This is a genomic window from Microthrixaceae bacterium (assembly GCA_023957975.1).
Lineage (GTDB): Bacteria > Actinomycetota > Acidimicrobiia > Acidimicrobiales > Microtrichaceae > JAMLGM01.
In genome coordinates, this window is record JAMLGM010000004.1 from 64,612 (window position 1) to 90,037 (window position 25,426).

Genomic DNA, 25,426 nt, shown 5'->3' on the forward strand with positions numbered 1-25,426 from the left:
ACCGTCAGTGGTCACGGGTAGCCTTGCTGACGTCATGGCCACCAAGCAGACCTCGAAACGAAAGGCCCCGGCGCGCAAGTCGACGCGCTCGACGCGCTCGACCGGTAGCACGCGTTCCTCGGGGCGCACCGCCGCCGCGCCGAGCCGCGGGCAGCGGGTCGCCGAGGGCGTGTCGTTGGCCTTCGACGGTCATGGCCACGACATGTGGGGGCTGGCGTGCATCGCGCTGGCCATCGTGAGCGCGATCGGCATCTACGCGGGTTCTGCCGGCATCGTCGGGTCCGCGGTGGCGACGGCGATCGGCTCGGTTGTCGGGGTGGCGAAGTTCATCGCTCCGCCCGCCATCGCAGCGCTGGGCATCTGGCTTATCCGCGGGCCGATCGACGCCGAGGAGTTGGCGGCCGCCGACCCGGATCTCGTGGTCGCGCACACCAGAACCGCGGCGCGTCGGGCCATCGGCGGCGTCATCTTGGTGTTGTCGATTCTCGGCCTCATCCATATTGCGGTCGATCCACCGCCGTTGTCGACGAGTCCCGACGCGTTCAAGGACGCCGGCGGATACGTGGGAGCGATCGGGGGCGACGGCCTCGTGCGCCTGATCGGCACCCCGGGTGCGATTGCAGTGCTGGCGTTGTTGGTGATTCTGGGGCTGACGTTGTGCATCGGATTGCCCTTCCGCGACCTGTTTCCGATACTCGGGCGCACGTTGAGCCCCGCGGTCGCCGGGGGGAGCCGCTCGTTCAGCAACCTGTTTCGCATCGGTGCCGAGCCCTCCGACGTCGAGCTGTTCGATTACGAGGCCGACTTCGACGACGAGGACGAACCGCAGCCCAAAGCGAAGCCGCGAAAGAAGGCCGCGGCCAAGGCGGGGGCCGACGGTGCCGGTGGCACGGCGGTACAGCCCAAACCGCAGGAACCGACGATCGTGTTGCCCACCGTCAACGCCGGCACCACGGTGGAACAACTCGAGATCGAACTGTCGCCGTTGCGTCCCGATTCCATTTGGAAGCTTCCGGCGTTGTCGCTGCTGAAGCGCACGAGTGCGAAGCCGCCCGACACGGGCCCGATTCAAAAACGGGGCATCCAACTCGAGGCGGCGTTGGCAGAGCACGGCGTCACGACACGACTGTCGGGCATGGTGGTCGGCCCGACGATTACCCGCTACGAGCTCGAACTGGGCCAGGGCGTGAAGGTGAATCAGGTCGTCAACCTGTCCAAGGACATCGCGTATGCGATGGCGAGCCCCGATGTGCGCATCATCGCTCCGATTCCCGGCAAGCATGCCGTCGGTGTTGAGGTTCCCAATCAGAAACGCGAGCTGGTGCGGGTCGGCGACATCTTGTGCTCCCAGGAGGCGCAGAAGGCGAAGACTCCGCTGGCGGTTGCGGTCGGTCGCGACATCGAGGGCAATTCGGTGTTGGTCGACCTGGCGAAGATGCCCCACATCCTGATCGCCGGTCAGACGGGTGCCGGCAAGTCGAGTTGCATCAACTCGATCATGACCTCGGTGCTCATGCGCGCCACCCCCGACGACGTTCGCCTGATCCTGGTCGACCCGAAGCGGGTCGAACTCACCCAGTACAACCGGGTGCCGCACCTGTTGACCCAGGTGGTGACCAATCCGAAGAAGGCCGCCAACGCGCTGGCGTGGGCGGTGGCCGAGATGGAGCGTCGTTACGAGCTGCTCGAAGAGGTCGGCTCCAGAGACCTCGCGAGCTACAACGAGCGCTTCGATCGCGGCGAGCTTCAACCTGGTCTGGGTGAGGTCGACAAGGAGTATCAACGCCTACCCCTCATCTTGATCGTGGTCGACGAGTTGGCCGACCTGATGATGGTGGCGGCGCGCGACGTGGAGGAGTCGATCAACCGCATCGCGGCCAAGGCCCGTGCGGTGGGGCTCCACCTCGTGATCGCCACCCAGCGGCCCTCGGTCAACGTCATCACCGGGGTGATCAAGGCAAACATCCCCGCTCGTTTCGCGTTCACCGTCGCGTCGGCAACCGACTCGAAGGTCATCATGAACCACGGCGGAGCCGAGCGCCTCGTCGGCAAGGGCGACCTGCTCTTCCTCGACCCTGCGGCGCCATCCGCCGAGCGCATCCAGGGATGCTTCGTCGAAGAGGCGGAGGTGCAGGCGGTGGTGAAGGTCTGGCGCGACCAGGTCACCGAGGTGAGCTACGTCGAGGAGGTCGTCGGCGATGCCAACCTCGCGGCGGTGGCTCCGCCGCCAGGCGCCGGTGGTTCGGGCGGTTCGGGCGATGACGATGATGAGCTGTTGGCACAGGCGCGCGATCTCGTGGTGCGCAGCCAGCTCGGATCGACATCGATGCTGCAACGAAAGCTGAAGGTCGGATTCGCCCGGGCGGGACGCATCATGGATCTGCTCGAAGACCAGGGCGTCGTCGGCCCGTCGCAGGGGTCGAAGAGCCGCGAGGTGCTGATGACGGTCGAGGAACTCGACAGCTTCAGCGACGTTCAATGACCGACGAGCACGAGGACCCGGCGGGGGACGCGGGCGAGGAGGTCGTCGAGGACTCGGCGGGGGAGGGCGTCGATCGCAGCGAGGACCGCGTCGACGAGCCGGCGGACGATGGCGCCACCGAGGACTCTGGCGAGGAGGTCGTCGAGGACTCTGATGCGGAAGCCGCCGAGGACGACTTGCCGGCCGACCCCGCCGAGCCAGTGGGCCCCTCGGATCGGCGCCGCAGCAAGCTTCGCCTCGACCCGGTCGGGCGCGCCCCCAGGGTTCGCTGGAAGCGCGATGCACTGAGCTTCGTCGCGTTGGCAGCGATGGGACTGGCGTTGTCGTTCGCTGTATTCGGCATCGATGACCGTTCGAGCCACGATGGGCACGTCGAGGTCGACGGCGATGCGTCCACGGACCTGGCTGACGGTTCCGAGCGTGAGCCCTCGACCACGGTGACGACGACCACCGCCGCCCCGACGACCACCACGGAGGCTCCGGAACCGATCGACTCGGAGGAACCCGGACTGGGATGCAGCCAACTCATCGCTCGGGGCTACGAATTCGGCGATGCGTTCAGGTACTTCCAACGTACCGGCAGACCCGAGCGCATGGACCCCGAGGGCAACGGCATTCCGTGCGACAAGTCGTATCCGGCCGAGGAGGTCGAGGCGATCCTGCGCTGGTTCGACGAGATGGGTCCCCCGTCCACGACCACCACCACGTCGGTGGCGAGGTCCACGACCACGGTGCCCCGAACGACGACAACCCGACCCTGAAAACGTTCTGTAGGTACTTTCGGTGGCCAGGGCCACCGAAAGTACCTACAGAACGCCCTATCGGGAGCGGAACGCCCTATGCAAGGGCCGAGGATCAGCCGGCCTCGGAGTGGGTGACCGCGGGTTCGCCCATCCACTCACGCAGCGTGTTCTTCAGTTTCGTCTGCTGGATGAAGATGTCGTGTTCGGGCTCGTGGTCTCCGTCGGCCTGGGGGGCCTTCCAGTAGAAGCTCAGCCACTCCTGGATTCCCGACTGTCCGGCGCGCTGGGCCAGGTCGAGGAACAGTGCAAGGTCCAACACGATCGGCGCGGCGAGGATCGAGTCGCGGCACAGGAAGTCGACCTTGATCTGCATCGGGTAGCCCATCCATCCGAAGATGTCGATGGCGTCCCAACCCTCTTTGTTGTCGCCGCGCGGCGGGTAGTAGTTGATCCGCACGACGTGGTCGATGTTGCCGTACAGGTCGGGGTAGACCTCGGGCTGAAGGATCGTGTGCAACACGCCGAGCTTGGAGACTTCCTTGGTCTTGAAGTTCTCCGGGTCGTCGAGCACCTCGCCGTCGCGGTTGCCCAAGATATTGGTTGAATACCAGCCGCGCATGCCGAGCATGCGGGCCTTGAAGCCCGGCGCGAGGATGGTCTTCATCAGGGTCTGGCCGGTCTTGAAGTCCTTGCCGGTCAGCGGCACCTGATGACGTTGTGCGAGTTGACCCATCACCGGGATGTCGATCGCCAGGTTGGGTGCACCGTTGCCGAAGGGAACCCCCGACACGATGGAGGCATACGCGTACATCTGCGAGGGCGAGATGTTCTCGTCGTTGTTGCGCAGACCCTCCTCGAAGGCCTCGATCGAGGCGTGAACGTCGCTCGCCTCCTGATACGCCTCGGTCGATCCGCACCAGATCATGACGAGGCGATCGCAGCCGTTCTCGGTGCGGAAGCGCTCGATGTCGGCGATGAGCTGTTCGACGAGATCCCACTTGGTGGCCCCGGTCTTGACCCGCACGCCGTCGAGGCGCTTGACCCAGCGCTGGTCGAACACGGCATCCATGGCGACCACGCCTTCGAGGTCGGCCGACAGGGGAGCGAGGTCTTCCTTGCTGAGCACTCCAGCGGTCTCGGCGGCTTCGAGTGCGTTGGGCGAGATCGGATCCCACCCGCCAAACACGATGTCGTCGAGCTCTGCGAGCGGCACGAACTCGCGGATGAGCGGATTGCGGTTCTCGGCCTTGTTGCCGAGCCGGATGTGCGCCATCTGGGTGATCGAGCCAATCGGGGCGGCGAGGCCCTGTCGGGCGGCGATGATGCCGGCGAATGCGGTCGATGCCACGGCCCCCATACCCGGGGTGAGAATCCCGAGCTTGCCGGTGGCGGGCGCGATGTCGATGGGTTGACCCACGGTCGTCTCCTCGTGCTCCCAAACCCTTGGGAGCGTCGTCGGTGTGTGCCTCGGGCAGACCCGATTGCACTGAACGGTCTAGCTTCTCACGTCGAGGTCGTCACATGGTGCCAAGTGGGGTGCGGCGCTGTTCACGATCGGGCTCGACCAGAGGGGGAAGCGATGCAACAACCGGTACTGACCGAATCGACGGGAAGGTTCGTCGATGTCGAACTCATCGAGGTGGCGAGTGGGCTGCGGTTTCCCGAGGGACCGGTCGCGATGGCGGATGGCAGTGTCGTGCTCACCGAGATCGACGCTTCGAGACTGAGCCGGGTCACTCCCGACGGGCGAGTCGAGGTGATCGCGGAGTTGGGCGGCGGACCGAACGGAGCCGCGATCGGCCCCGACGGCGCGTGCTTCGTCGTGAACAACGGCGGCTGTTTCACGTTTCTCGACGTCGGTGGCATCCTCGTGCCCGGTCCGACACCGCCGGAGTGGGAGGCCGGATGCGTGCAGCGAGTCGATCTCGAGACCGGCGAGTTCACGACCCTGTACGACTCCTGCGACGGACGACCGTTGCGGGCACCGAACGACATCGTGTTCGACACCCACGGCGGTTTTTGGTTCACCGACCACGGAGTGCGACGCGATCGTTTCAGCGACATCACTGGGCTGTTCTATGCGATGGCCGACGGTTCGGAGATTCGCGAGGTCGTGTTCGGCCTCGAGTCACCCAACGGGATCGGCATCAGCCCCGACGGCTCGACCCTGTACGCGGCGGAGACCCACAGCGGTCGGTTGCTGTCGTGGGAGATCACCGGACCTGGAGAGGTGGCGAACACCGAGGGACTGCACGGCGGAGGCGCGTTAATGTACGGCGCCGCCGGCGGGGCATTGTTCGACTCTCTGGCGATCGACGGGGAGGGCAACGTGTGCGTGGCGACCCTGTTGACGAGCGGCGTCAGCGTCGTGTCCGCGCAGGGGGCACACCACCCCGAAGGCGGCGTCGAGTTCCTGTACACCGGCGATCCGGTGACGACGAACATCTGCTTCGAAGGTTCGGACTCGAACGTCGCCTACATCACGCTGTCGGCAACCGGTCGCCTTGTGCGCTGCGAGTGGCCGGTACACGGACTCGACCTCGCTCATCGTTCGTAAGCGCGCGGGAGGGCGGGTGTTGTAGGAGGGCGTTGCGGGCGGGTGTTGTACATCAGGGGCGCGATATCGCGCCCCTGAGGTACAACACCTCGTTGTGCGGGCCGGGCCGTGCGGCGGACAGGGCCGCAGCGCAACCGGCAGGGCCGCGGCGGCGCGGCCACTACCCTGGCTCACCGTGACGCAGACGTACTGGGTCGAGACGCTCGGCTGCCCCAAGAACCAGGTTGATTCCGACAAACTCGTCGGCAAGCTGGTCGCGGACGGATACGTGGCGGCCTCCGACGCGTCGCAGGCCGATCTCGTCGTCGTCAACACCTGTGCGTTCATCGAGGAAGCACGACAGGAGTCGATCGACACCGTGCTGGCGTTGAGCGAGGATCGTGCCGAGCACGCCAAAGTGGTCGTCACCGGGTGTATGGCCCAGCGCTACGGCGACGAGCTTGCGGCCGCGCTGCCCGAGGTCGATACCGTCGCCGGGTTCGGTCAGGATTTCATCGATTCCCCCGGCCCTGGCGCGCCCTCATCGCCCCACTCTTCGACCCATTCGTCGAGCCGATCACTCATCCCGGTGTCGGCAGCACCGGTGCCCGAGTTCGACCTGTTGAATCTCCCGCGGCCGGCCGCTTCCGCACCGTGGGCATATGTGAAGATCGCCGAGGGATGCGACCGCAACTGCGGGTTCTGTGCGATCCCCAGCTTTCGTGGACCACAGCGAAGCCGGTCGATCGACAGTGTCGTCGCCGAGGTCGAACAGCTCGATGTCCGCGAGGTCGTGCTGGTCGCTCAGGACCTGGCGGCGTACGGACGTGACCAGGGTAAGGGGGAGCGCAGCATCGTGGCGCTACTCGACCAGGTGGCCCGTCGAGTCGATTGGGTGCGGTTGTTGTATCTGTACCCCTCCGACCTCAACGAGGCGCTCATCGAAGCCATGTTGGGAGCGAGAGTTCCCTATTTCGACCTGTCCCTGCAGCACGTCAGTCGGCCACTGCTTCGCCGCATGCGCCGCTGGGGTGACGGCGACACCTTTCTCGAACGCATCGAGGCCATCCGTTCGATCGACCCCACCGCGGCGTTCCGGTCGAACTTCATCGTCGGGTATCCAGGCGAGACCGAGGCCGACCACGATGCGTTGCTCGAGTTCGTGGAGGCCGCGCAGCTCGACTGGTGTGGGTTCTTCGCGTTCTCCGACGAGGAGGGAACCTACGCGCACGACCTCGACGGCCACATCGACGCGACCTTGATGGGGGAGCGGTTGGCTGAGCTTCGCGAGTTGCAGGACGACATCACCGCGGCGAGGCGTGACGCTCTGATCGGCGAGACGATCACCGTTCTGGTCGACGAACCCGGCGTTGCCCGCAGTTTCCGCGAGGCCCCCGAGATCGACGGCATCGTCGAGGTGCCGGACCACCTCGAAGTCGGCGAGTTTCACGAGGTCACCGTGGTGGGAGCGACCGGACCCGACCTGGTGGCCGACGAGTCGGTGCCGTCGTGAGCGCCGCGAGTTCTCCGACCTCGCCGGCGCCTGCGACTCCACCCATTCCGCCGAAGGGTAATCGCTACGACCCGGCCGACCTGTGGACCCCGGCGAACATCGTCACGCTCCTGCGGGTCGCTGCCGCGCCGCTGGCGTTCTGGATGATGCACGCCACCGAGAACTCCTCGTCGTGGCCGCTTGCGTTCGTGTGGTTCGCGTTGTCGTCGAGCGATTACCTCGACGGCACGCTCGCCCGTAGGCACGGCCCGACCCGCGCTGGTGCGTTCCTCGATCCGCTCGCCGACAAGGTGCTCGTGTGGGGCGGGGTCGGGGTGATGTGTCTGGAAGGCCGGTTCCCGTGGATCGCCTGGGTGCTCATCGTCGGCCGCGACCTCGCCGTGAGCGTGTTTCGTTCGTACTACGCCCGTCGCGGCTTGGCCGTTCCCGCGTCGAAGCTTGCGAAGTGGAAGGCGTTCCTGCAGTTGGCGGCGGTCGGCTGGGTGACGTTGCCATGGACCAACGAGGAACTGTGGCTCGCCGATGTGACGCTGTGGATCGGCATCGCGGCGGGCATTGTCAGCGGAGCGCAGTACTTTAGAGACGGAAGTCGGGCCGCCACCACGATGGCCCGCTGACCGATTGGCGCCGACCGGCTGGCCGGTTGGCCCGCTGACCGGTTGACAGCATCGCTGTCGCCTCGGCGGTATCGCTGCCGCACTACGAAACAACCAGGGGGAACCAGATGCGACACCGCAACGACGAGACGAATGCCGTAAGTACCCGCTTTTCAACCAGGCGCGTCACCTTTGCCGCCGCGCTGGTCGCCGCGCTCGTCGCCGGCGGGTGTGGGGGAGACGACGACTCGGCATCCGACTCCGACGGCGGTTCCGGCGAGGTCACCACGACGACCGCATCGGCCGAGGAAACGACCACCACCGAGGCCCGGGCCGAAACCCTGCGGATTCTCGTCAGCAACGACGATGGCATCGCTGCGGAGGGCATCGCCACGGTCGTCGACGCCTTGCAGGCACTGCCCGACACCGAGGTGGTCGTGTTTGCTCCGGCCGACCAAAAGAGCGGGGCCGGCGGGAGCACGACCGACGGTGAGCTGACCTCGACCGAGGCGACGACGCGCAACGGCGATCCGGGCACCGCGGTGAACGGGTTTCCGGCCGACTCGGTGAACTACGCGTTCGCTCAACCGGGGTTCGAGGCGCCGCACCTCGTCGTCACCGGGATCAACGAGGGGCAGAACCTCGCGGCGTTCGTCGAGTTGTCGGGCACGGTGGGGGCGGCGCGCGCCGCGGTGCGCCAGGGGGTGCCGGCGCTGTCCAGTTCCGCAAGCGGCGGTGAGGTGTTCGACTACAAGACCGCGGCGACCTATGTGGTCGCCTGGGTCGAGGAGCACCGTGAGGCGTTGGTGGCAGGCACCGCGCCGGTCGAGGTGACGAATCTCAACGTTCCGACCTGTCAGACCGGCACCATTCGTGGCGAGGTCACCGTCGAGACCGACTATCAGACGGTCGACGGCGTGATCGCAACGCCGGATTGTTCCTCGACCGAGGAGCCGGGGTCGCTCGACGCTGCAGCTTTCAATCGCGGATTCGTCACGTGGTCGGTGGTGTCGACCGAGCCCGTGCCGAACCCGATCAACACTCCCGCAGGGTGATTACGGCCGCCGCACCCAGGGGAACGCCGATCCTCGCCCGACGAGTCGCCGTCGTCGTGGTGATGGGTGCGAGCGCGCTCGTGGCGGCGGCGTGCAGCGAGGACCGCGAGATCGACCGGTCGGCATTGACGACGACGACGTCGTTCGCGCCGATGCCCTCGGTTGCTCAGCCGGAGGATCTCCAGAACCTCCCGGTGCCCGACGACGACGGTGGGGTGTTGTGCGACGCCGTGCTGGCGTGGGTTTCGGCGGAGGGCCCCGACCCGGTCGGCGGTGCCGGGCCGCTCGGCGATGCGCTGGCGACGTCGGCCGACGCCTTCGAAGCCTCGGTTGTGCCACAGGCCCCGGCATCGTTGCGTTCCGATGCGAACAGCTTTCTCGCGAGCCTTCGCGCTGCGGCGTCGGAGCTGAAGGCCCTGCGTGGAGACTCACGGGATCTCGGCCAGTTGATGCTCGACGGCGAACTCGACGCCTACGAGGCGTACCTTCGCCTCATCCTGCCGACGGCCTATGACCCGGCGGCAACCGAATGGGCGAACGAGTTCATGGCCTGGATCGCATCGCCGTGTGGGCCCAAGCCGGTGTCGTTGGCGTGGGAGCCGGTGCCGACCACCTCCGTGTTCGACTGAGGCGCCGGGCCCGCCCGATCGCGTGGTTGATCGATTCATGACGGTGTAGGGGTAGCCTCCCCACATGCGCGTAGAGGTGGTTGCCATCGGCACCGAGCTCCTGTTGGGGCAGATCGTCGACACGAACTCATCCTGGATCGGCGAGCAGCTCGCTCTCGCAGGGATCGACACCCATTTCCAGGTGAAGGTGGGCGACAACGTGGGCAGGATCGTCACGGCGATCTCCGATGCGTTGGATCGCTCCGATGCCGTCATCTGCTGTGGAGGCCTCGGGCCGACCCACGACGACCTCACCCGCTCGGCGATCGCCGCGGTGATGGGGGTCGAGTTGGAGTTCGACGCCGATCGTGCGGACCTGATCCGTTCGATGTTCGGTGGACGCGGACGCGACATGCCCGACAACAACCTGTTGCAGGCCTACAAACCGGTCGGGGCGCAGTTCATCGAGCAACAACCCGGCACGGCGCCGGGTCTGGTGTGTCCGGTTGCCTGGCCACGTGACGGTGCTCGCCGCGGCGCGGGTGGCGGCGGTGTCGGTGGCGGTGCAGAGTCCGTCCCGACCGTCGACAAGGTCATCTATGCGGTGCCCGGCGTGCCGTGGGAGATGAAGGAGATGCTCGCCGCCACGATCGTCGACGATCTTCGTCGCCGCAGTGGTGAGCATTTCGTGATCGGTAGCCGCGTCCTGCGAACCTGGGGTCAGTCCGAATCGGGGCTCGCCGAGTTGTTGGCCGACCGGATCGCCGAACTCGACGAGCTCGGCAACCCGACGATCGCGCTGTTGGCCTCGGGCGCGGAGGGCCTCAAGGTGCGGGTGACCGCCAAGGCACCGACCGAACAGGAGGCGACCGCGATCCTCGACGAGGAGGAGACGCGGCTGCGACGCATCCTCAGCGAGTTGGTGTTCGGCATCGACGACCAAACCATGGAATCGGTGGTGCTCGACCTGTTGCGCGAGCGCGGCGACACCTTGGCGATCGCCGAGTCGGTGACCGGTGGGTTGGTGTCGTCGCGGCTGGTCGACGTACCGGGTGCCTCGGCGGTCTTTCGCGGCGGGGTGGTGTCGTATGCCTCCGAGGTGAAATTCGACGTGCTGGGAGTTCCGGAAGGTCCGGTGGTGACCCTGGAGGCTGCCGAGGCGATGGCCACGGGTGTGCGCCGGGTGTTGGGGGCGACCGTGGGTGTCGGCATCACCGGAGTCGCGGGCCCCGATCCGGCCGAGGGGCGACGGCCCGGCACGGTGTGCATCGCTGTCGATCTCAACGGCGCGGTGTCCTCCGCGGAGATGCGTCTGCCCGGAGGCCGTCAGCAGGTACGGGAGTTGACCTGCATCTCCGCGCTCGCCATGTTGCGGACGCGACTGGCCACCGCCGACACCTGATCGTTCTCGCGTGCCCTTGCCCGTTCTCCGATAACCAGTGGTCGTGATCACGACCACTGGTTATCGGAGAACGGGCGGGCGGCTGCTCCCGAGATGGCATGGGGAAGAAATGTTGGCGTAAATGCTTGCCAAGAACACCTGTTCGAAACTACGTTCGTGTGAGTTCCCCGGCTTCGCTGTCAGGGGTCATCGGTACGGTCATTGCATCGATATCGCTGCCAACACGGCAGCCCACCACGAACCAGTTGGAAGGAAACAGACGTGGAGCAGCACAAGGCACTCGAAGGCGCGTTGGCACAAATTGAAAAGCAGTTCGGCAAGGGCTCGGTCATGCGGATGGGCGAGAAGACGTCGATGGCGGTCGGCTCGGTCTCGACCGGCGCTCTGAGTCTCGACATCGCACTCGGAATCGGTGGGCTGCCGCGTGGCCGCGTCACCGAAATCTACGGTCCGGAGTCCTCCGGCAAGTCCACCTTGGCCATGCACGTGGTCGCTGAGGCTCAGCGCAACGGCGGAACATGCGCCTACATCGACGCCGAGCATGCGATGGATCCGGCATATGCGGCCCGCATCGGCGTCGATGTCGATCAACTCCTCATCTCCCAGCCCGACACCGGCGAGCAGGCGCTCGAGATCACCGACATGTTGATTCGTTCCGGGGCACTCGACGTGATCGTCATCGACTCGGTGGCCGCGCTCACGCCTCGGGCCGAGATCGAGGGGGAGATGGGAGACAGCCATGTGGGTCTTCAGGCCCGCCTCATGAGCCAGGCCCTTCGTAAGGTCACGGCGAACCTCAACAAGACCGACACCATCTGCATCTTCATCAACCAGCTTCGCGAGAAGATCGGCGTGATGTTCGGCTCGCCAGAGACCACCCCGGGCGGTCGTGCACTGAAGTTCTACAGCTCGGTGCGTCTCGACATTCGTCGTATCGAGTCCATCAAGGACGGCGTCGAGATCGTCGGCAACCGCACCCGGGTGAAGGTCGTCAAGAACAAGGTGGCCCCGCCGTTCAAGCAGGCCGAGTTCGACATCATGTACGGCGCCGGCATCAGCCGCGAAGGGTCGCTGCTCGACATCGGCGTTGAAATGGGCTTCATTAAGAAGTCCGGAGCTTGGTACACCTACGAGGGCGAACAGCTCGGCCAGGGGCGCGAGAACGCCAAGGGCTTCCTCAAGGACAACCCCGAGATCATGGTCGAGGTCTCCGAAAAGGTCCGCTCCAAGCTTGGCCTCGGCGAAGGCGATGCCGACGACGAGCCGATCGACCTGTCGATCAACGCCGACATGCCGGTCACCCTCGACGACTGAGCGTCAGCGCGTCCCTGGTGGCGACGACGGCAGCGGAGTCGTCGCCACCAGCGTTCGTGCCGTCGTCGGCCGGTGCCGGCCGCCACCAATAGCTGGCGCAACGGGCGAGGGTCTGGCGTAGCGGGCGAGGGCTGGCGCGACGGGCGAGGGTCCTCAGGCACGGCACTAGTGTTGAACCCGTGGCGAAGCGCTATGTGATCCGCACCCATGGGTGCCAGATGAATGAGCACGACTCCGAGCGCATCGCCGGGTTGCTCGAAGCCGACGGCATGGAAGCCACCGACTCGCTCGACGAGGCGGATGTCATCGTGCTCAACACGTGTTGCATTCGCGAGAACGCCGACAACAAGTTGTACGGGACCCTTGGTCACCTGAAGTCGCTGAAGGCGTCGCGCCCGGATCTCGAAATCATGGTCGGCGGGTGCCTTGCCCAGAAGGACCGCGACCTGATCCAGCAAAAGGCCGGTCACGTCGATGTGGTGTTCGGCACCCACAACGTTCACCGCGCCGTCGACCTGTTGGAGACCTCGCGCACGTCAGGGCCGATCACCGAGATCCTCGACGAGGCGGTCATCGAAGATCACGAGTTGTTTCCGACTCAGCTCCCGACGGTGCGCGAGGTCGACTACCTGGCCTGGGTCACGATCCAGATCGGGTGCGACAACAACTGCGCGTTCTGCATCGTTCCGGCGGTGCGCGGCACCGAGGTGTCCAAGCCGTTCGGAACGATCGTCGATGAGGTGCGGGCGCTCGCTGCGACCGGCGTCACCGAGGTGACATTGCTCGGGCAGAACGTGAACTCCTACGGGCGCGACATCGCCATGAAACTGCGCGACGGGTTCGACACCGACGAGGTCGCCGCCGCGGGGATCCGGTGGGGTGAAGATCGTCGGGCCCGGTCGTTGTTCGCCGACCTGTTGCGAGATGTGGGCGCCGTGGACGGCATTCGCCGGGTGCGGTACACGAGCCCTCACCCGAAGGATTTCCGCGACGACACGATCGCCGCCATGGCCCAGACCGCTGCGGTGTGTGAACACCTCCACCTACCGCTGCAGTCGGGCAGCGATCGGATCCTGTCGGCGATGCACCGTGGCTACAGCGCCGAACGGTACCTCGCCAAGGTCGCCGCCGCCCGCGCCGGAATCGACGATCTCGCGGTCACCACCGACGTCATCATCGGGTTCCCGGGCGAGACCGACCGCGACTTCGCCGACACCCTCGAGGTGTTTGCCGAGGTCGGCTTCGATTCGGCCTACACGTTCATCTATTCGCCCCGGCCCGGCACCGAGGCCGCCGAGATGAACGATCGTTTCGTCGACCACGCCGTGTCGGTCGAGCGAATGGATCGGCTCCGTGCCGTGCTCGAACGGTCATCGAGAATGCGCAACGAGGCACGCGTCGGGCGCATCGAGGAGGTCATCGTCGAGGGGCCGTCCAAGCGCAACCCCGACCTGCTCACGGGCCGCACCCGGCAGAACAAGCTGGTGCACTTCGCCCCTCCAGAGTCGATCCGACCCGGAAGCTACGCCCTCGTCGAGGTGACCGGCGCCAGCCTGAGCAACCTCAGCGGCGAGTTTCGCGAGATCACCCACGTTCCGACCCATCGCACCCGCATTCCGGTGCTGTCGGCAAACTGAGCTTGGCGTTCGACCCGGTGGGCGACGAGGCGACCGACATCTTGGCGAACCCGGTGGTGGCGATGGCTCCAGGCGAGTCGGGCGCTCCCGGAGAGTCGGGCGGGTCGCACGCTGTTGCGCTGTCCTCGCCCGCTGCCCTCGTGCGGCCCCAGTCGGTGGTCGAGGTGCTCGTCGATTTCATCGCCGCGGTGCATGGGTCGCCGCCACCCGCCGAGTCGCAGACATGGGAGGCGGCCGACGCGCTCGCGCAGGTGGAGGCGCTCGTGGGCAAGGGGCTCGTCGACCCAACGCGATTCGACGAGTCCTATTGCCCACAAAGTGCCGAACAGCTACTGGCGTTGGCCCGCTCGATGTTCGGGCATCTCTCGACGCGGCCAGCGGTCGCCCCGGTGCGGATTCACGGCGACTTCGACCTCGACACGACGCTGATCGACGACGGCCGCATCGTCGGGTGGCGGCAGGTTCCGGTGCGGGTGGGAGATCCCTACGTCGACTATGCGCTGCTGGCACGCCACGTCATCGCCGCGTTCGGCCCTGGAGCGATCCTTGCGGTGTTCGAACGACTCGATGTGGGCGAGATCGACCCGATTCGCCTCGAGTTCTGGGTGTACGTGACCCAACTGCGGGGCGCCGCCGCGGCCGACACAGCGGCCGACACAGCAGCCGACACCGCCACCGGCGACACCGACACCAACACTGGCGCAGCCGCCGCCGACTCAGCGACCGATGGCTGAGCCGGTACCGGGCCCTCGGCGCCTGGTGATTGTTGGAAGCACGGCATCGGGTAAGTCGGCGTTGGCGATGGAGGTGGCCGACGTGTTGGGCGACGCCGAGTTGATCTCGGTGGATTCGATGCAGGTGTACCGCCGCATGGATATCGGCACCGCCAAGCCCTCAGCGATCGATCAGCAGCGGGTGCCTCATCACCTCATCGACGTGCTCGAACCGAGCGAGGATTCCTCGGCCGGGTGGGTGCAGGGCCTCGCCCGCGGAGTCGTGGACGACTTGGCCCAGCGCGGCCGACGCCCCATCTTCGTGGGCGGCACGGGGCTGTATCACCGGGTCGTGGTGGACGACATGGAGCTGCCGGCAAGCTATCCCGAGCTCCGCGCCGAGCTGGAGGCCGCCAACGATTCGGCGGTCGCGGAGGGCCCCGAGGCGGCGGCACGTCACACCGCCGGGTTGTTGCGACGACTTCGCGAGGTCGATCCGCTCACGGCGTCGACCTGCGAGCCCAACAACGCCCGGCGCATGATCCGGGCGCTCGAAGTCAGCCTCGGCAGCGGCCGTCCGTTTTCCTCCTACGGGCCGGGCATGGAGGCCTATCCGCCCAGCGAGGACCTGATGATCGGCCTCGAGGTGCCCAGAGCCGAGATGCTCGACCTGTTGTCGAAGCGGGTCGACGCCATGATGGCCGCAGGGTTTCTCGACGAGGTCGGTGCACTGGCAGCCGAGGACCCGCCGATCGGGGTGACGGCGCGTCAGGCGCTCGGCTACCGCGAGTTGTTGCGCCACGTGCGCGGAGAATGGACCCTCGACCACGCGGTCGCTGAAACGGTGCTTCGGACCCGCCAGTTCGCGGTTCGTCAACATCGGTGGTTCCGGCGCGATCCCCGCATCGTGTGGCACTCCGCACCCCTTGGCGATGCGGCGAAAACCGCTTCGTTGGCCCGTTGGATCGCCGGTACGCTCGGTGCGACATGACTGATGTGCTTCGCCTGACCAAGGCCCATGGACTGGGCAACGACTTCCTGGTCGCCCTCGAATCGGACAACCCTCAGCGGCTCGACCGTTGTGTGGCCGACCCGTCGATCGCCGTGTTGTTGTGCGACCGTCGCCGGGGCATCGGCGCGGACGGCGTCTTGTACGGCCGAACCGGAGCCGCTGGAGCCGCGGGTGCCGCGGGTGCCGCCGGAGCCGCGGGTGCCGATCTCGAGATGGTCCTGCACAACGCGGATGGATCGGTCGCCGAGATCTCGGGCAACGGCATCCGCTGCCTGGCCCAGGCGTACCTTCGGGCCTCGGGTCGACGCGAGGGCGACGTGGTGATCGACACCGCGGCGGGGCGCCGGGTCCTGTCGAGTGCGCCGACCGAACGGCTCGCGGTCGACAACCTGCGCGTCGACATGGGATCGGTGCTCGCCGGGCCGCCGTTGGCACCGAGCGCTTCGGGTTGGGGTGCGATTCACGTCGCGAGTGCGAGCGTCGGCAACCCCCACATCGTCTTGCACGTCGAGTCGGTGGACGGCATCGACATCGCCTCGGAGGGGCCGCGCCTCGAAGCCGACGTTGCGGGCGGGGTGAACGTTCACTTCCTAAGCGTCGAGGGCCCCGACACGATTCGGCTGGTGCACTGGGAGCGCGGCGCCGGGGTGACCGAGGCCTGCGGTTCGGGGGCCACGGTGTCGGCGTTCCTGGCGAATCAGTGGGGCCTCGTCGGAGCGGAGGTGTCGGTGCGTATGCCTGGCGGTGAGGCGACCATCGATCTGCGAGAGGCGGCCGAGGGGCGGATCCATCTCACCGGCGAGGCGGTGCACGTCGCCACCGTCGAGGTCGACCTCGATGCGCTCGTCGATGCCGCGAACGATGCGTCGACCACCGACGCCGAGGTTGCGAATGCATCCTGACCAGACCCGCCCCGAGGACCAGACCGGTCCAGACGCTCACGCGAACGGCTTCGACGAGGAGCGTCCGGGCCAGGCGTACCCCGCCGACCCGGCGAATCCCGCCGATCCGAACGACTCGCACCGCGGCGCGTTCGGCGAATTCGGCGCCACGACCAGCGCGTTCATCGACCGGTCCTTTCGCGAGCGCATCGTGCTCGTCGGCGTGTCGTTTCCGCCCTACGACGACGAGCGCACCGAGGAGAATCTCGACGAACTGGCACGCCTGGTCGACACGGCAGGTGCCGACGAGGTCGGCCGCATCGTGCAGCGGCGCCACAGCCCCGACCCGGCGACCTACATCGGGTCGGGCAAGGTCGAGGAGGTCAAGGCCCTCGCCGAGTATTACGACTGCGACACCGTGGTGTTCGACGATGAGCTCACCCCCGCGCAGCAGTACAACCTGGAACGGCTGCTCGGTCGTACTGCCATCGATCGCACCGCGGTCATTCTCGACATCTTCGCCCAGAACGCGTCGAGCCTCGAGGGTAAGGCCCAGGTCGAGTTGGCGTTGTTGAAGTACCGCCTGCCGCGGCTGCGTGGCAAGGGTCGCTCGCTGTCCCAACAGGGATCCTCGGGCGGTGCCGGCGGAGCGAGCGGCACCCGTATCGGCACCCGTGGCCCCGGCGAAACCCAGCTCGAGGTCGATCGTCGTCGGCTGGTTCGTCGGGTCCACAAACTCGAGGCGCAGCTCCGCGAGATCGCTCACGTGCGCTCGACCCAACGCAAGGCCCGGCGGCGCAGTCAGCTCCACAACATCGTCATCGTCGGCTACACCAACGCCGGCAAGTCGACCCTGCTCAACCGGCTCACCGACTCGGGAGTGCTCGTCGAGGACCGGCTCTTCGCGACCCTCGATCCGACGACGCGACGGCTGCAGTTGCCAGGCGGTGAGTCGGTGTTGTGCACCGACACCGTCGGATTCGTTCGCAAGTTGCCCCACCAGCTCGTCGAGGCGTTCAAATCCACCCTCGAGGTCGCCAACGACGCCGACCTTCTGGTGCACGTGGTCGACAGTTCTGCGGTCGACCCGCAGGCCCAGATCGACGCGGTTCACGAGGTGTTGCGCGACATCGACGCCGACGACGTGCCCGAATTGTTGGTGTTCAACAAGTGCGACGTGTCGCCCGAGGCGCGGCAGTTCGCCGATCTCGCCGACGGTGCGGTCGCCATCTCGGCGGTGACCGGTGAGGGGGTCGACGAGTTGTTGAGGGTGATCGGGGAGCGGCTGCGGGCGCTCGCTGCGCCGGTCGAGCTGGAGATCCCCTACGACCGCGGCGACCTGATCGCTGCGGTGCATCGCAGCGGCGAGGTGCTGTCGAGCACTTCGGGTGAGACCTCGATGCGTTTACGCGCCAGGCTGGCCGATTCCGAGGTGGCCAGGTTCGCCCCCTACCTCGTGGACGAGGCGGCCGCCGCCAACGGGGCAGCGACAAAGGCAGTGTCATGACCGGGTTTGTTCCTCCGCCCTATCCCTATGACCGGCTCGCTCCCGTCATCGATGCCGCCCGGGGCCACGACGGGGGAGCGGTGGATCTGTCGATCGGGACTCCATGCGATGCGCCGCCGGCGGTGGTGCTCGAGGCGATGGCATCGTCGAACGCCGAGCGTGGCTATCCGGCGTCGATCGGCTCGCCGGCCTACCGCGAGGCGGCGTCTCGTTGGGTGGCGCGCCGACTCGGCGCCGAGGTCGGGCCCGAACACCTCGCTGCGTGCGTGGGCACCAAGGAGTTCGTGGCGGGGTTGCCACACCTGTTGAAGCTTCGCCGACCCGACCGCGACACGGTGTTGTACCCGGCCGTTTCGTATCCGTCCTATGAGATGGGCGCGATTCTGGCGGGGTGTCGTGCCGTGGCCGTGCCGGTCGATGAGCACTGGCGAATCGACCTGTCGGCGATCAGCGCGCAGGACGCGGCGCGAGCGCTGTGTCTGTGGGTGAACACGCCGGGCAATCCGGCGGGCGGGCTCGACGATCTGGGCGCGGCCGCGGCGTGGGGGCGAGCCCACGACGTAGCGGTGTTTTCCGACGAGTGTTATGTGGAGTTCACCTGGAACGGGCCGAGGCGCACGATTCTGAGCCATGGCCTCGACGGGGTGGTCGCGGTGCATTCGCTGTCGAAGCGGTCGAACTTCGCGGGGGCGCGTGCCGGGTTCTATGCGGGCGACCCCGAGCTGGTGGAGTACCTGTCGGAGATCCGCAAACACCAGGGCCTGATGGTGCCCGGGCCGGTGCAGGCGGGTGCGATCGCGGCGTGGGATGACGACGCACATGTCGATGCTCAGGCGCAGATCTACCGGTCGCGCCTCGAGCGACTGATCGGCCAACTGGCCCGCCTCGGCGTCGATGCTTCGATGCCGGAGGGCGCGTTCTACCTCTGGGTGCCGGCCCCGAACGGCGACGCCTGGGCGCTGGCCCAGCGCCTGGCGGTCGAGGTCGGCATCGTGTCGAGTCCGGGGGAGTTCTACGGCGAGCAGGCGGCAGGGTTCGTGCGCATCGCCGCGGTTCAGCCGGACGCTCGACTCGATCTCGTCGACGCCCGACTCGATGCGCTGGGCGGTTCGGGGCTGGGCGGTTCGGAGCTGGGCCGATGAGCGTCGGTTCCTCGCCGTTGTCTTCGTCCTCGCCGTTGTCGACCGACGCCGTCGAGGTTCGCGACGTGTTCGGATTGACCGCGGCGATGGTGGCGGTCGCGTCGGAGAGTTTCGACGAGGCGCATCTCGCCGATCTGATCGAGGCCGAGTTGCGGCTGCTCGATCACCTCGACGTCATCCGGGTCGGCGACAACGTCGTGGCCCGCACGAATTTCGGGCGGTCCCAGCGGTTGGTGCTCGCCGGCCACACCGACACGGTGCCGGCGAACAACAACTTTCCCGGCCACATCGCCGTCGACCCGGATACCGGCGATGACGTGCTGCACGGGGTCGGTTCCGCCGACATGAAGGGCGGCCTCGCGGTGATGTTGGCCTCGGCTCGGCTGCATCGAGATCCCGGCGTGGACCTGACCTATGTGTTCTACGCACGCGAAGAAGTCGCCGCGGTGCACAGCGGCCTCGGCGAACTGTTCGAGGCGATTCCCGAGTGGCTCGAAGGCGACCTCGCCCTGCTCGGCGAACCCACCGACGGCGAGGTCGAGGCGGGATGCCAGGGCACGATGCGGGTGTCGGTGACGTTGGCCGGCAGGCGGGCACATCCGGCGCGGGCCTGGATGGGCCGAAACGCTGTGCATCGCGCCGGGGCGTTGCTCGTGGCCCTCGACGCCTACGAGCCGCGGCGGCCGATGTTGTCGGGCTGTCAGTTTCACGAGGCGTTGTTGGCGCTGTCGATCGAGGGGGGTGTGTCGGGCAACGTCGTTCCCGACGCGGTGACGATCATGATCGGCCACCGCTTCGCCCCGGATCGCACCATCGCCGAGGCCGAGGCGCATGTGCGAAGCGTCGTCGAGCCGTTCCTGGAGGAGGGCGATTCCTTTGAGGTGGTCGACGCTGCCTCGGCCGCCGCTCCGGCCACCGATCATTCTCTGCTGGCTACGCTCATCGAACGCAACGATTTGATGGTCGGAGCCAAGCTCGGGTGGACCGACGTCGCACGCTTTGCCGAACGAGGCGTTCCCGCAGCGAACTTCGGGCCGGGCGTTGCGCTGGTGGCCCACACGGCGGGGGAATACGTGACCCGAACCTCGGTGGAACGGACCTGGGAGGCCCTCGACGACTTGGTGAACAACCCGGAGTGAGCCTGGTCGCCGCCGGCCGCTGCGACGCTGCGCCGCTGTCGCCGCGCCGCTGATCGCACCGTCCGCGTCAGCTGATCGCTGAGCCGTTGCGATGAGCCGTTGCGATGCGTGCTGGCGATCGTGGGTAATCCACGTCGGTGCCGGGACGGTTCGGTAGCCTCGGCCACAAGACCTAAGGAGCAGCGAGTGGTAGCACCGCAGAAAATCAAACCGTCGACCGCCGGCATCTGGATCGGATTGGTCCTGCTCGTTCTCGGCCCGGTCGGCTGCATATCCGGAGCCGGCTACGCCGCGGTGAAGATCTTCGGAGAACTGTCGGATATCCCGTCGAGCCTGCGTTCCGACGTGCCCTCGGAGTTTTCGGTCGAACTCACCGATGTCTCCGGCGGGTTCATCGTCGGGATCGGCCCGGCGGGGAGCGACCCGTCGGTGGTCGATGTCGAGTTGATCGACCCCTCCGGTGAGATCGTTCCGGTGAGCTACCAGGGAAATGCCGACCTCACGACCGAATTCAACGGTCGCAGTTATTCATTGTTGGCGACATTCGGCGAACTGGAGAACGGGACCTATACCCTTCGCTCGGAGGGCAGTTCGCGCTTCGAGGTGGGTATCTCCAATGTCGACTTGAGCATCCTGGGAATGGACGTGGTCCCTGCGGTGATGCTCTCCGCGGGCCTGGGCATTTTGTTGTTCCTGATCGGGACGATCCTGGTAGTGGTCACCACCATCCGGCGCAGCAACGCCAAGAAGCGCAGTGGGTACGGAGGCGGCGGACCGGGTGCGCCGTCCTACACGGGGCCGATGCCGACCGCAGGCTACGGCGGCCCGGGTCAGGGTGCTCCGGGTTATGGGGCTGCGGGCTACGGAGTTCCGGGCCAGGCCGCTCCGGGATACGGCGGTCCAGGCCAGGGTGCTCCGGGATACGGCGGTCCAGGCCAGGGTGCTCCGGGATACGGGGCCCCATCTCCGTACGGGAACCCGCCTGCCCCGCCAGCACCTGGAGCACCGCCTGCGCCGTCCGTGCCTGGGGCGCCGCCCGCACCCGGGGCGTTCGGCGCTCAGCCTCCGTACGGCGCCCCTGCTGGCGGCGGCTATCCGGTCGATCCGGGCTCACCTCAGCCCCCGATCGCGCCGTCGGTCGGCGTGGCGGCGGATCCGCAGAATCCGCTCCCGGCGTTCGGTTCGGCTCCTGACCCGGAGGCCTCGCCGTGGTCGATGGACACGCCAATGTCTGAGGCCGCTGACGCCCCGGTCGCCCCGGTCGCCCCGCAGGCACCGCCGGTGCCCGAGGCTCCGGTCGCTTCGCCGTTCGATCAGCCCGCGCCGCCGGCGTCACCCTTCGATCCGCCCGCACCGCCAGCCGAGAACGACGGCTCGCAACCTCCACCTTCACCCTGGGGTTGACCCGCGGTCGGGGCGACACGACGAGGCCCAGGTCGGTGCTGGCGTAGGCTGTCGCCGTTCGTGAATCAGGCCCGTGTCGGTGCCGCCGCGCGTTCGACGCGCCGACACCGACGCCTTGTCGAAGGAGTTTTCTGTGTCCACCAGGTCGTTCTCAACCGCCGATGCTGCCAAGGCACACCTCGCCGAGTTGCAGGCTGCCGCGGGCTGGCGGGCTCCGGCCGCATATGGCCTCGGGGTGGCCACGATGTCGAACGCCGGTGACGGGTCGAAGGTGCTCGACACCTATTTCCCGGCGCCGAACTGCGGGGAGAACGCCGGGTTCATCGCGTTGGCCCTCGACGTTCTGGGTGCAGACGCCGGTGCCGGAACCCATGAGGTGAACGGCGAGGCGATCGATGAGATCCTCGGTGCGCTCGAGCCGATCATCTCCGACGGCGGCACCCACCCCAACGCCGATGCCGCCAGGACGCTTCGTAGCGTGGCCCAACCGGCTCACGCAGCGGTGCGCAAGCAGGTGGTGCTGACCGTCATCGAGCGCCTCGACGCGGCGCCGGTCGACACCCACGACGTGTTCTTGCGCCTGCACCTGCTGTCGACCTGCAAGGTGCGCCCCCACGGCCTGAGCCTCGAAGGGCAGTTCGGCTTGTTGAACAACGTCGTGTGGACCGATCGCGGCCCGTTCGACCCTGACACCTTCGAAGCCACCCGCGCCCGGCTGCGCGCGGCCGGCGAGCCCGTGACCGTGCTGGGAATCGACAAGTTTCCGAACCTCGTCGACTACGTCGTGCCGGCCGGTGTGCGTATCGCCCACGGAGCTCGGGTTCGTCTCGGCGCCTATCTCGGCGAGGGAACGACCGTGATGCACGAGGGGTTCGTGAACTTCAATGCCGGAACCGAGGGTCCGGCCATGGTGGAGGGGCGTATCTCGGCGGGGGTTTTCGTCGGCGCGAATACCGATATCGGTGGAGGCGCGTCGATCATGGGCACCCTGTCGGGAGGCGGGAAAGAAGTGGTATCGATCGGTTCGGGCAGCCTGCTTGGCGCCAATGCCGGAATCGGCATCAGTCTGGGTGACAACTGCGTGGTCGAGGCCGGCCTCTACGTCACCGCCGGGACCGTGGTGGAACTGCCCGATGGATCGACGGTGAAGGCGGCGGCGCTGAGCGGTCGCAGCGACATGTTGTTCCGCCGCGACAGCCGGCGCGGAGCCGTCGTGATGCTGCCCCAAACCGCCGAATGGGGCGGGTTGAACACCGACCTGCACAGCAACGCCTGAGCACATGGTTCGCCTCTGGGCGGTCGGTTCGCCTGGTCGCCCGACGAGTCTGAGCGCCCGGTGCACCCGAGCGCCTGAGTTCCCGATGCGACGAGCGCCCGGCGCGACGATGACCGCCCGAGGTGTGGCCTCGAACGGTCATCGCGCTTGCGTCTGGTGCCCGCGACCGCTCGCACCGCGGCGCTTGCGGGGCCGGGAGCGGTCGCGACGACGGGGAGAGCCGTCGTTACAGCTTGCGCAGGACGGTCACGACCTTGCCGTAGATCTCCACCGAATCGGCGGGGAAACGGCGGGGTTCCATGGTCGAGTTGGCGGGCGACAACACGACCTCGGACCCCTCGAATCGGATGTTCTTGACCGTGCCCAGTTCGTCGTCGACCCCGGCGACCACCGTGTCGCCGCTTTCCGCGGTGGCCTGCTGGCGCACCACGACGAAGTCGCCGTCGAAGATGCCGGCTTCGATCATCGATTCGCCGCGGACCCGCAGCATGAACAGGTCTCCGGAGCCGGTGAACTGCGCCGGCAGAACGAGGGTGTCTTCGATGTTCTCCTCGGCGATCACGCCGTAGCCTGCAGCGACATCGCCGACGAGCGGCACCGACACGATGCCTGCGGCAATGCCGGACGTATCGACGGTGACCTGAATTGCACGAGGCTTGGTCGCGTCGCGTCGCAGGTAGCCGAGCCGCTCGAGGGAGGACAGGTGGGAGTGCACCGTCGAGGGCGAGCTGAGATTCTCCGCCGCGCAGATCTCGCGAACCGACGGTGGATAGCCACGCTCGCGAACGGTGCGTTCGATGTACTCGAGAATGGAATGCTGCCGCTTGGTGAGCGGTGGCATCTCATCGCTGGGTGGGGGGTTGGTCGCCGTAGCCATTGGGGCCTCCTGTGGGCGGTGGTTCGAACAGGCGTTCCGAGCATAACACGTTTCCACAAACGCGCGTTCGATATTTCAAAAACGAACAGTTGTTCTTGACATCGAACGATCGTTCGTGCCAATCTGCGAACAATCGTTCGAAGCACGTACGAGTGTTCGTGGCTTCGAAGTATCCGCACCGATGTGCCTCTCGCAGACGGTGTCGACGCCAGGCGTCGGCGCTTCGTTGTCAGGGGTCGACTGGAGACTGTTTCCCATGGCTGCTTCTTTCACCACCAACTCCTCCGCACGCTCCGCCTCCGCCGTCATGTCGCCGGTGGTCGCCACCTCGGCCCGGCTCGCCTCGGGCCCGACGTTGCGGTTCACACCCGACGATGCGGCCCAACGCCGGCTCGTTCGAAACGACGAGGCATTGCGTCGCACCTACCTGCGTCGGCGCCTCACCCTTGCGGTCCTTGCGCTGGTGGCGGTGTTGTTCGTCGCTGCGGCGCTCAACGGCGGCAACGCCGAGGCCACGCTCGACGAGTCGGCTTCGCCGTCGTCGTACGTCGTGCGTTCAGGCGACACGATGTGGAGCATCGTCACCGAACTCGGCTACACGGGCGATCGTCGCGAGGCGGTCTCGGTGCTCGCCGAGGCAAACGGGGGCAGCACCGATGTCGTCGCGGGCCAACGATTGACCGTGCCGGCCATCCTCGGGTCGGTACGCTGAGGGGGCGTCGTCGCCGTCCGGCAGACGTCACCCGCTGCGCAGATACCGCAACAGGAGGGTGCCATCGTGATGGATGAAGCCACGATCCAAGCTCAACGCGGTGGGCGACTCGCCGGGGCCGGTCACCGTGCGTATGGCGTCGCCCGACACGATGGTGGCAGCGATGGTGAAATCCCACTCGTCGATCAGGTCGGCGGCGGCGAATTGCCCCAGGAGGTTCGGCCCGCCCTCGCACAAGATGGTGGAGCATCCCAGCGCGGCAAGTCGATCTACCAGCATCGTCGGGTCCACCGAGTCGGCTCCGCACCGGATCACATCGAAGCGTTCGTCAGCGAGGTCGGGGGCGGCATCGGTGGTGGCGATGATCGGACGAAACTGCGGGTTGTCGGTCGTGGGGGATGGCAGCTCGCCGATCAGGCGGTCAGCGTCGGGCACACCGCCGCGAGAGGTGACGATGCACAGCCGTGGGCGCGGGGCCTTGCCGTGAGCTCCACGCCAGTCGCCTGCGACTCCGTGCGGAGCGCGCGGCAGTCGGTAGCGTTCGGCCAACACGGTGGCCGAACCGGCGACGATGACGTCGCTTCTGGCCCGAAGCGCCGCGAAGATCACCTTGTCGCCGGCGCCTCCGAGCGATCCCGACAGCCCCTGAACCGCCGCCGCCCCGTCGAGGGAGGTGACCATGTTGCACATGACCCATGGCCGGCCGTCGGCGCGGATCCGGGCCTCGGCCATCACCAACTCGATCACCGCGTCGTCGGTGAGGTCGCTGGTGAGTGTGGGCGAACCGTGACGGGTCAGCAGGTGCATGAGAATTTTTCTCCGAGAAGTTGTCCCCGAACTCCATCCACAGCGGGTGGGGACGGACACGAACAAACTG

22 protein-coding genes are annotated in these 25,426 nt (G+C 67.1%); 19 read left to right on the top strand and 3 right to left on the bottom strand.

What is annotated here, in order from left to right:
• The first annotated feature begins 34 nt into the window (after positions 1–34).
• Both M9952_07220 and M9952_07225 read left to right on the top strand, forming a co-directional pair.
• The gene (locus tag M9952_07220) at positions 35–2,482 is read left to right on the top strand and encodes a DNA translocase FtsK (protein MCO5312712.1); all 2,448 of its coding nucleotides are present in this window, start codon (positions 35–37) and stop codon (positions 2,480–2,482) included.
• A complete protein-coding gene (locus M9952_07225) occupies positions 2,479–3,243 on the top strand; it encodes a hypothetical protein (GenBank protein ID MCO5312713.1) in 765 nt (254 codons plus the stop codon). Before M9952_07220 ends, M9952_07225 begins: the two co-directional genes overlap by 4 nt.
• A gap of 94 nt (positions 3,244–3,337) precedes the next feature.
• On the opposite strand, the gene M9952_07230 is transcribed toward M9952_07225, so the two are convergent.
• Positions 3,338–4,642, bottom strand: coding sequence for an inositol-3-phosphate synthase (locus M9952_07230; GenBank protein ID MCO5312714.1), 1,305 nt, complete (start codon positions 4,640–4,642; stop codon positions 3,338–3,340).
• Positions 4,643–4,804: 162 nt separating this feature from the next.
• On the opposite strand from M9952_07230, the gene M9952_07235 reads away from it, so the two are divergent.
• The 16 genes from M9952_07235 (at position 4,805) to M9952_07310 (ending at position 22,960) form a co-directional block, all read left to right on the top strand.
• Positions 4,805–5,782, top strand: coding sequence for an SMP-30/gluconolactonase/LRE family protein (locus M9952_07235; protein MCO5312715.1), 978 nt, complete (start codon positions 4,805–4,807; stop codon positions 5,780–5,782).
• Between the two features lie 175 nt (positions 5,783–5,957).
• Entirely contained in the window at positions 5,958–7,274 is a 1,317-nt protein-coding gene (gene rimO, locus M9952_07240; GenBank protein ID MCO5312716.1) for a 30S ribosomal protein S12 methylthiotransferase RimO, read from the top strand.
• A complete protein-coding gene (locus M9952_07245; protein MCO5312717.1) occupies positions 7,271–7,891 on the top strand; it encodes a CDP-alcohol phosphatidyltransferase family protein in 621 nt (206 codons plus the stop codon). Before rimO ends, M9952_07245 begins: the two co-directional genes overlap by 4 nt.
• Before the next feature lie 107 nt (positions 7,892–7,998).
• Positions 7,999–8,925 (top strand): 5'/3'-nucleotidase SurE, encoded by a 927-nt coding sequence (locus M9952_07250; protein MCO5312718.1) that lies wholly within the window; start codon positions 7,999–8,001, stop codon positions 8,923–8,925.
• A complete protein-coding gene (locus tag M9952_07255) occupies positions 8,922–9,554 on the top strand; it encodes a hypothetical protein (GenBank protein ID MCO5312719.1) in 633 nt (210 codons plus the stop codon). The genes M9952_07250 and M9952_07255 overlap by 4 nt, the downstream gene beginning before the upstream one ends.
• Positions 9,555–9,618: 64 nt before the next feature.
• Positions 9,619–10,935 carry a nicotinamide-nucleotide amidohydrolase family protein gene (locus M9952_07260; GenBank protein MCO5312720.1) on the top strand — a complete coding sequence of 439 codons (1,317 nt, stop codon included), beginning with the start codon at positions 9,619–9,621 and terminating at the stop codon, positions 10,933–10,935.
• 261 nt (positions 10,936–11,196) lie between these two features.
• On the top strand, positions 11,197–12,249 hold the full coding sequence (gene recA / locus M9952_07265; GenBank protein MCO5312721.1) for a recombinase RecA: 1,053 nt from the start codon (positions 11,197–11,199) through the stop codon (positions 12,247–12,249).
• Positions 12,250–12,428: 179 nt separating this feature from the next.
• Positions 12,429–13,886, top strand: a complete 1,458-nt coding sequence (gene miaB / locus M9952_07270) for a tRNA (N6-isopentenyl adenosine(37)-C2)-methylthiotransferase MiaB (protein ID MCO5312722.1) — start codon at positions 12,429–12,431, stop codon at positions 13,884–13,886.
• A gap of 2 nt (positions 13,887–13,888) precedes the next feature.
• Positions 13,889–14,620: a phosphotransferase gene (locus M9952_07275; protein MCO5312723.1), complete on the top strand. Its 732-nt coding sequence runs from the start codon at positions 13,889–13,891 to the stop codon at positions 14,618–14,620.
• On the top strand, positions 14,613–15,590 hold the full coding sequence (gene miaA / locus M9952_07280; protein MCO5312724.1) for a tRNA (adenosine(37)-N6)-dimethylallyltransferase MiaA: 978 nt from the start codon (positions 14,613–14,615) through the stop codon (positions 15,588–15,590). The genes M9952_07275 and miaA overlap by 8 nt, the downstream gene beginning before the upstream one ends.
• Positions 15,587–16,513: a diaminopimelate epimerase gene (dapF, locus tag M9952_07285; GenBank protein MCO5312725.1), complete on the top strand. Its 927-nt coding sequence runs from the start codon at positions 15,587–15,589 to the stop codon at positions 16,511–16,513. The genes miaA and dapF overlap by 4 nt, the downstream gene beginning before the upstream one ends.
• Positions 16,503–17,999 (top strand): GTPase HflX, encoded by a 1,497-nt coding sequence (gene hflX, locus M9952_07290; GenBank protein MCO5312726.1) that lies wholly within the window; start codon positions 16,503–16,505, stop codon positions 17,997–17,999. Before dapF ends, hflX begins: the two co-directional genes overlap by 11 nt.
• Positions 17,996–19,141, top strand: coding sequence for an aminotransferase class I/II-fold pyridoxal phosphate-dependent enzyme (locus tag M9952_07295; protein MCO5312727.1), 1,146 nt, complete (start codon positions 17,996–17,998; stop codon positions 19,139–19,141). Before hflX ends, M9952_07295 begins: the two co-directional genes overlap by 4 nt.
• Complete coding sequence (gene dapE / locus M9952_07300) at positions 19,138–20,280, top strand: succinyl-diaminopimelate desuccinylase (GenBank protein ID MCO5312728.1); 1,143 nt, start codon at positions 19,138–19,140, stop codon at positions 20,278–20,280. The genes M9952_07295 and dapE overlap by 4 nt, the downstream gene beginning before the upstream one ends.
• Positions 20,281–20,466: 186 nt before the next feature.
• A complete protein-coding gene (locus tag M9952_07305; protein ID MCO5312729.1) occupies positions 20,467–21,684 on the top strand; it encodes a hypothetical protein in 1,218 nt (405 codons plus the stop codon).
• A gap of 133 nt (positions 21,685–21,817) precedes the next feature.
• Positions 21,818–22,960, top strand: coding sequence for a tetrahydrodipicolinate N-succinyltransferase N-terminal domain-containing protein (locus M9952_07310; GenBank protein MCO5312730.1), 1,143 nt, complete (start codon positions 21,818–21,820; stop codon positions 22,958–22,960).
• Between the two features lie 226 nt (positions 22,961–23,186).
• Here the strand turns inward: M9952_07310 and lexA are convergent, their stop codons facing one another.
• Positions 23,187–23,837: a transcriptional repressor LexA gene (gene lexA, locus M9952_07315; protein ID MCO5312731.1), complete on the bottom strand. Its 651-nt coding sequence runs from the start codon at positions 23,835–23,837 to the stop codon at positions 23,187–23,189.
• A 256-nt stretch (positions 23,838–24,093) separates the two neighbouring features.
• On the opposite strand from lexA, the gene M9952_07320 reads away from it, so the two are divergent.
• Complete coding sequence (locus tag M9952_07320; GenBank protein ID MCO5312732.1) at positions 24,094–24,549, top strand: LysM peptidoglycan-binding domain-containing protein; 456 nt, start codon at positions 24,094–24,096, stop codon at positions 24,547–24,549.
• A gap of 27 nt (positions 24,550–24,576) precedes the next feature.
• Here the strand turns inward: M9952_07320 and M9952_07325 are convergent, their stop codons facing one another.
• On the bottom strand, positions 24,577–25,356 hold the full coding sequence (locus M9952_07325) for a dihydrofolate reductase family protein (protein ID MCO5312733.1): 780 nt from the start codon (positions 25,354–25,356) through the stop codon (positions 24,577–24,579).
• Between the last annotated feature and the right edge of the window lie 70 nt (positions 25,357–25,426).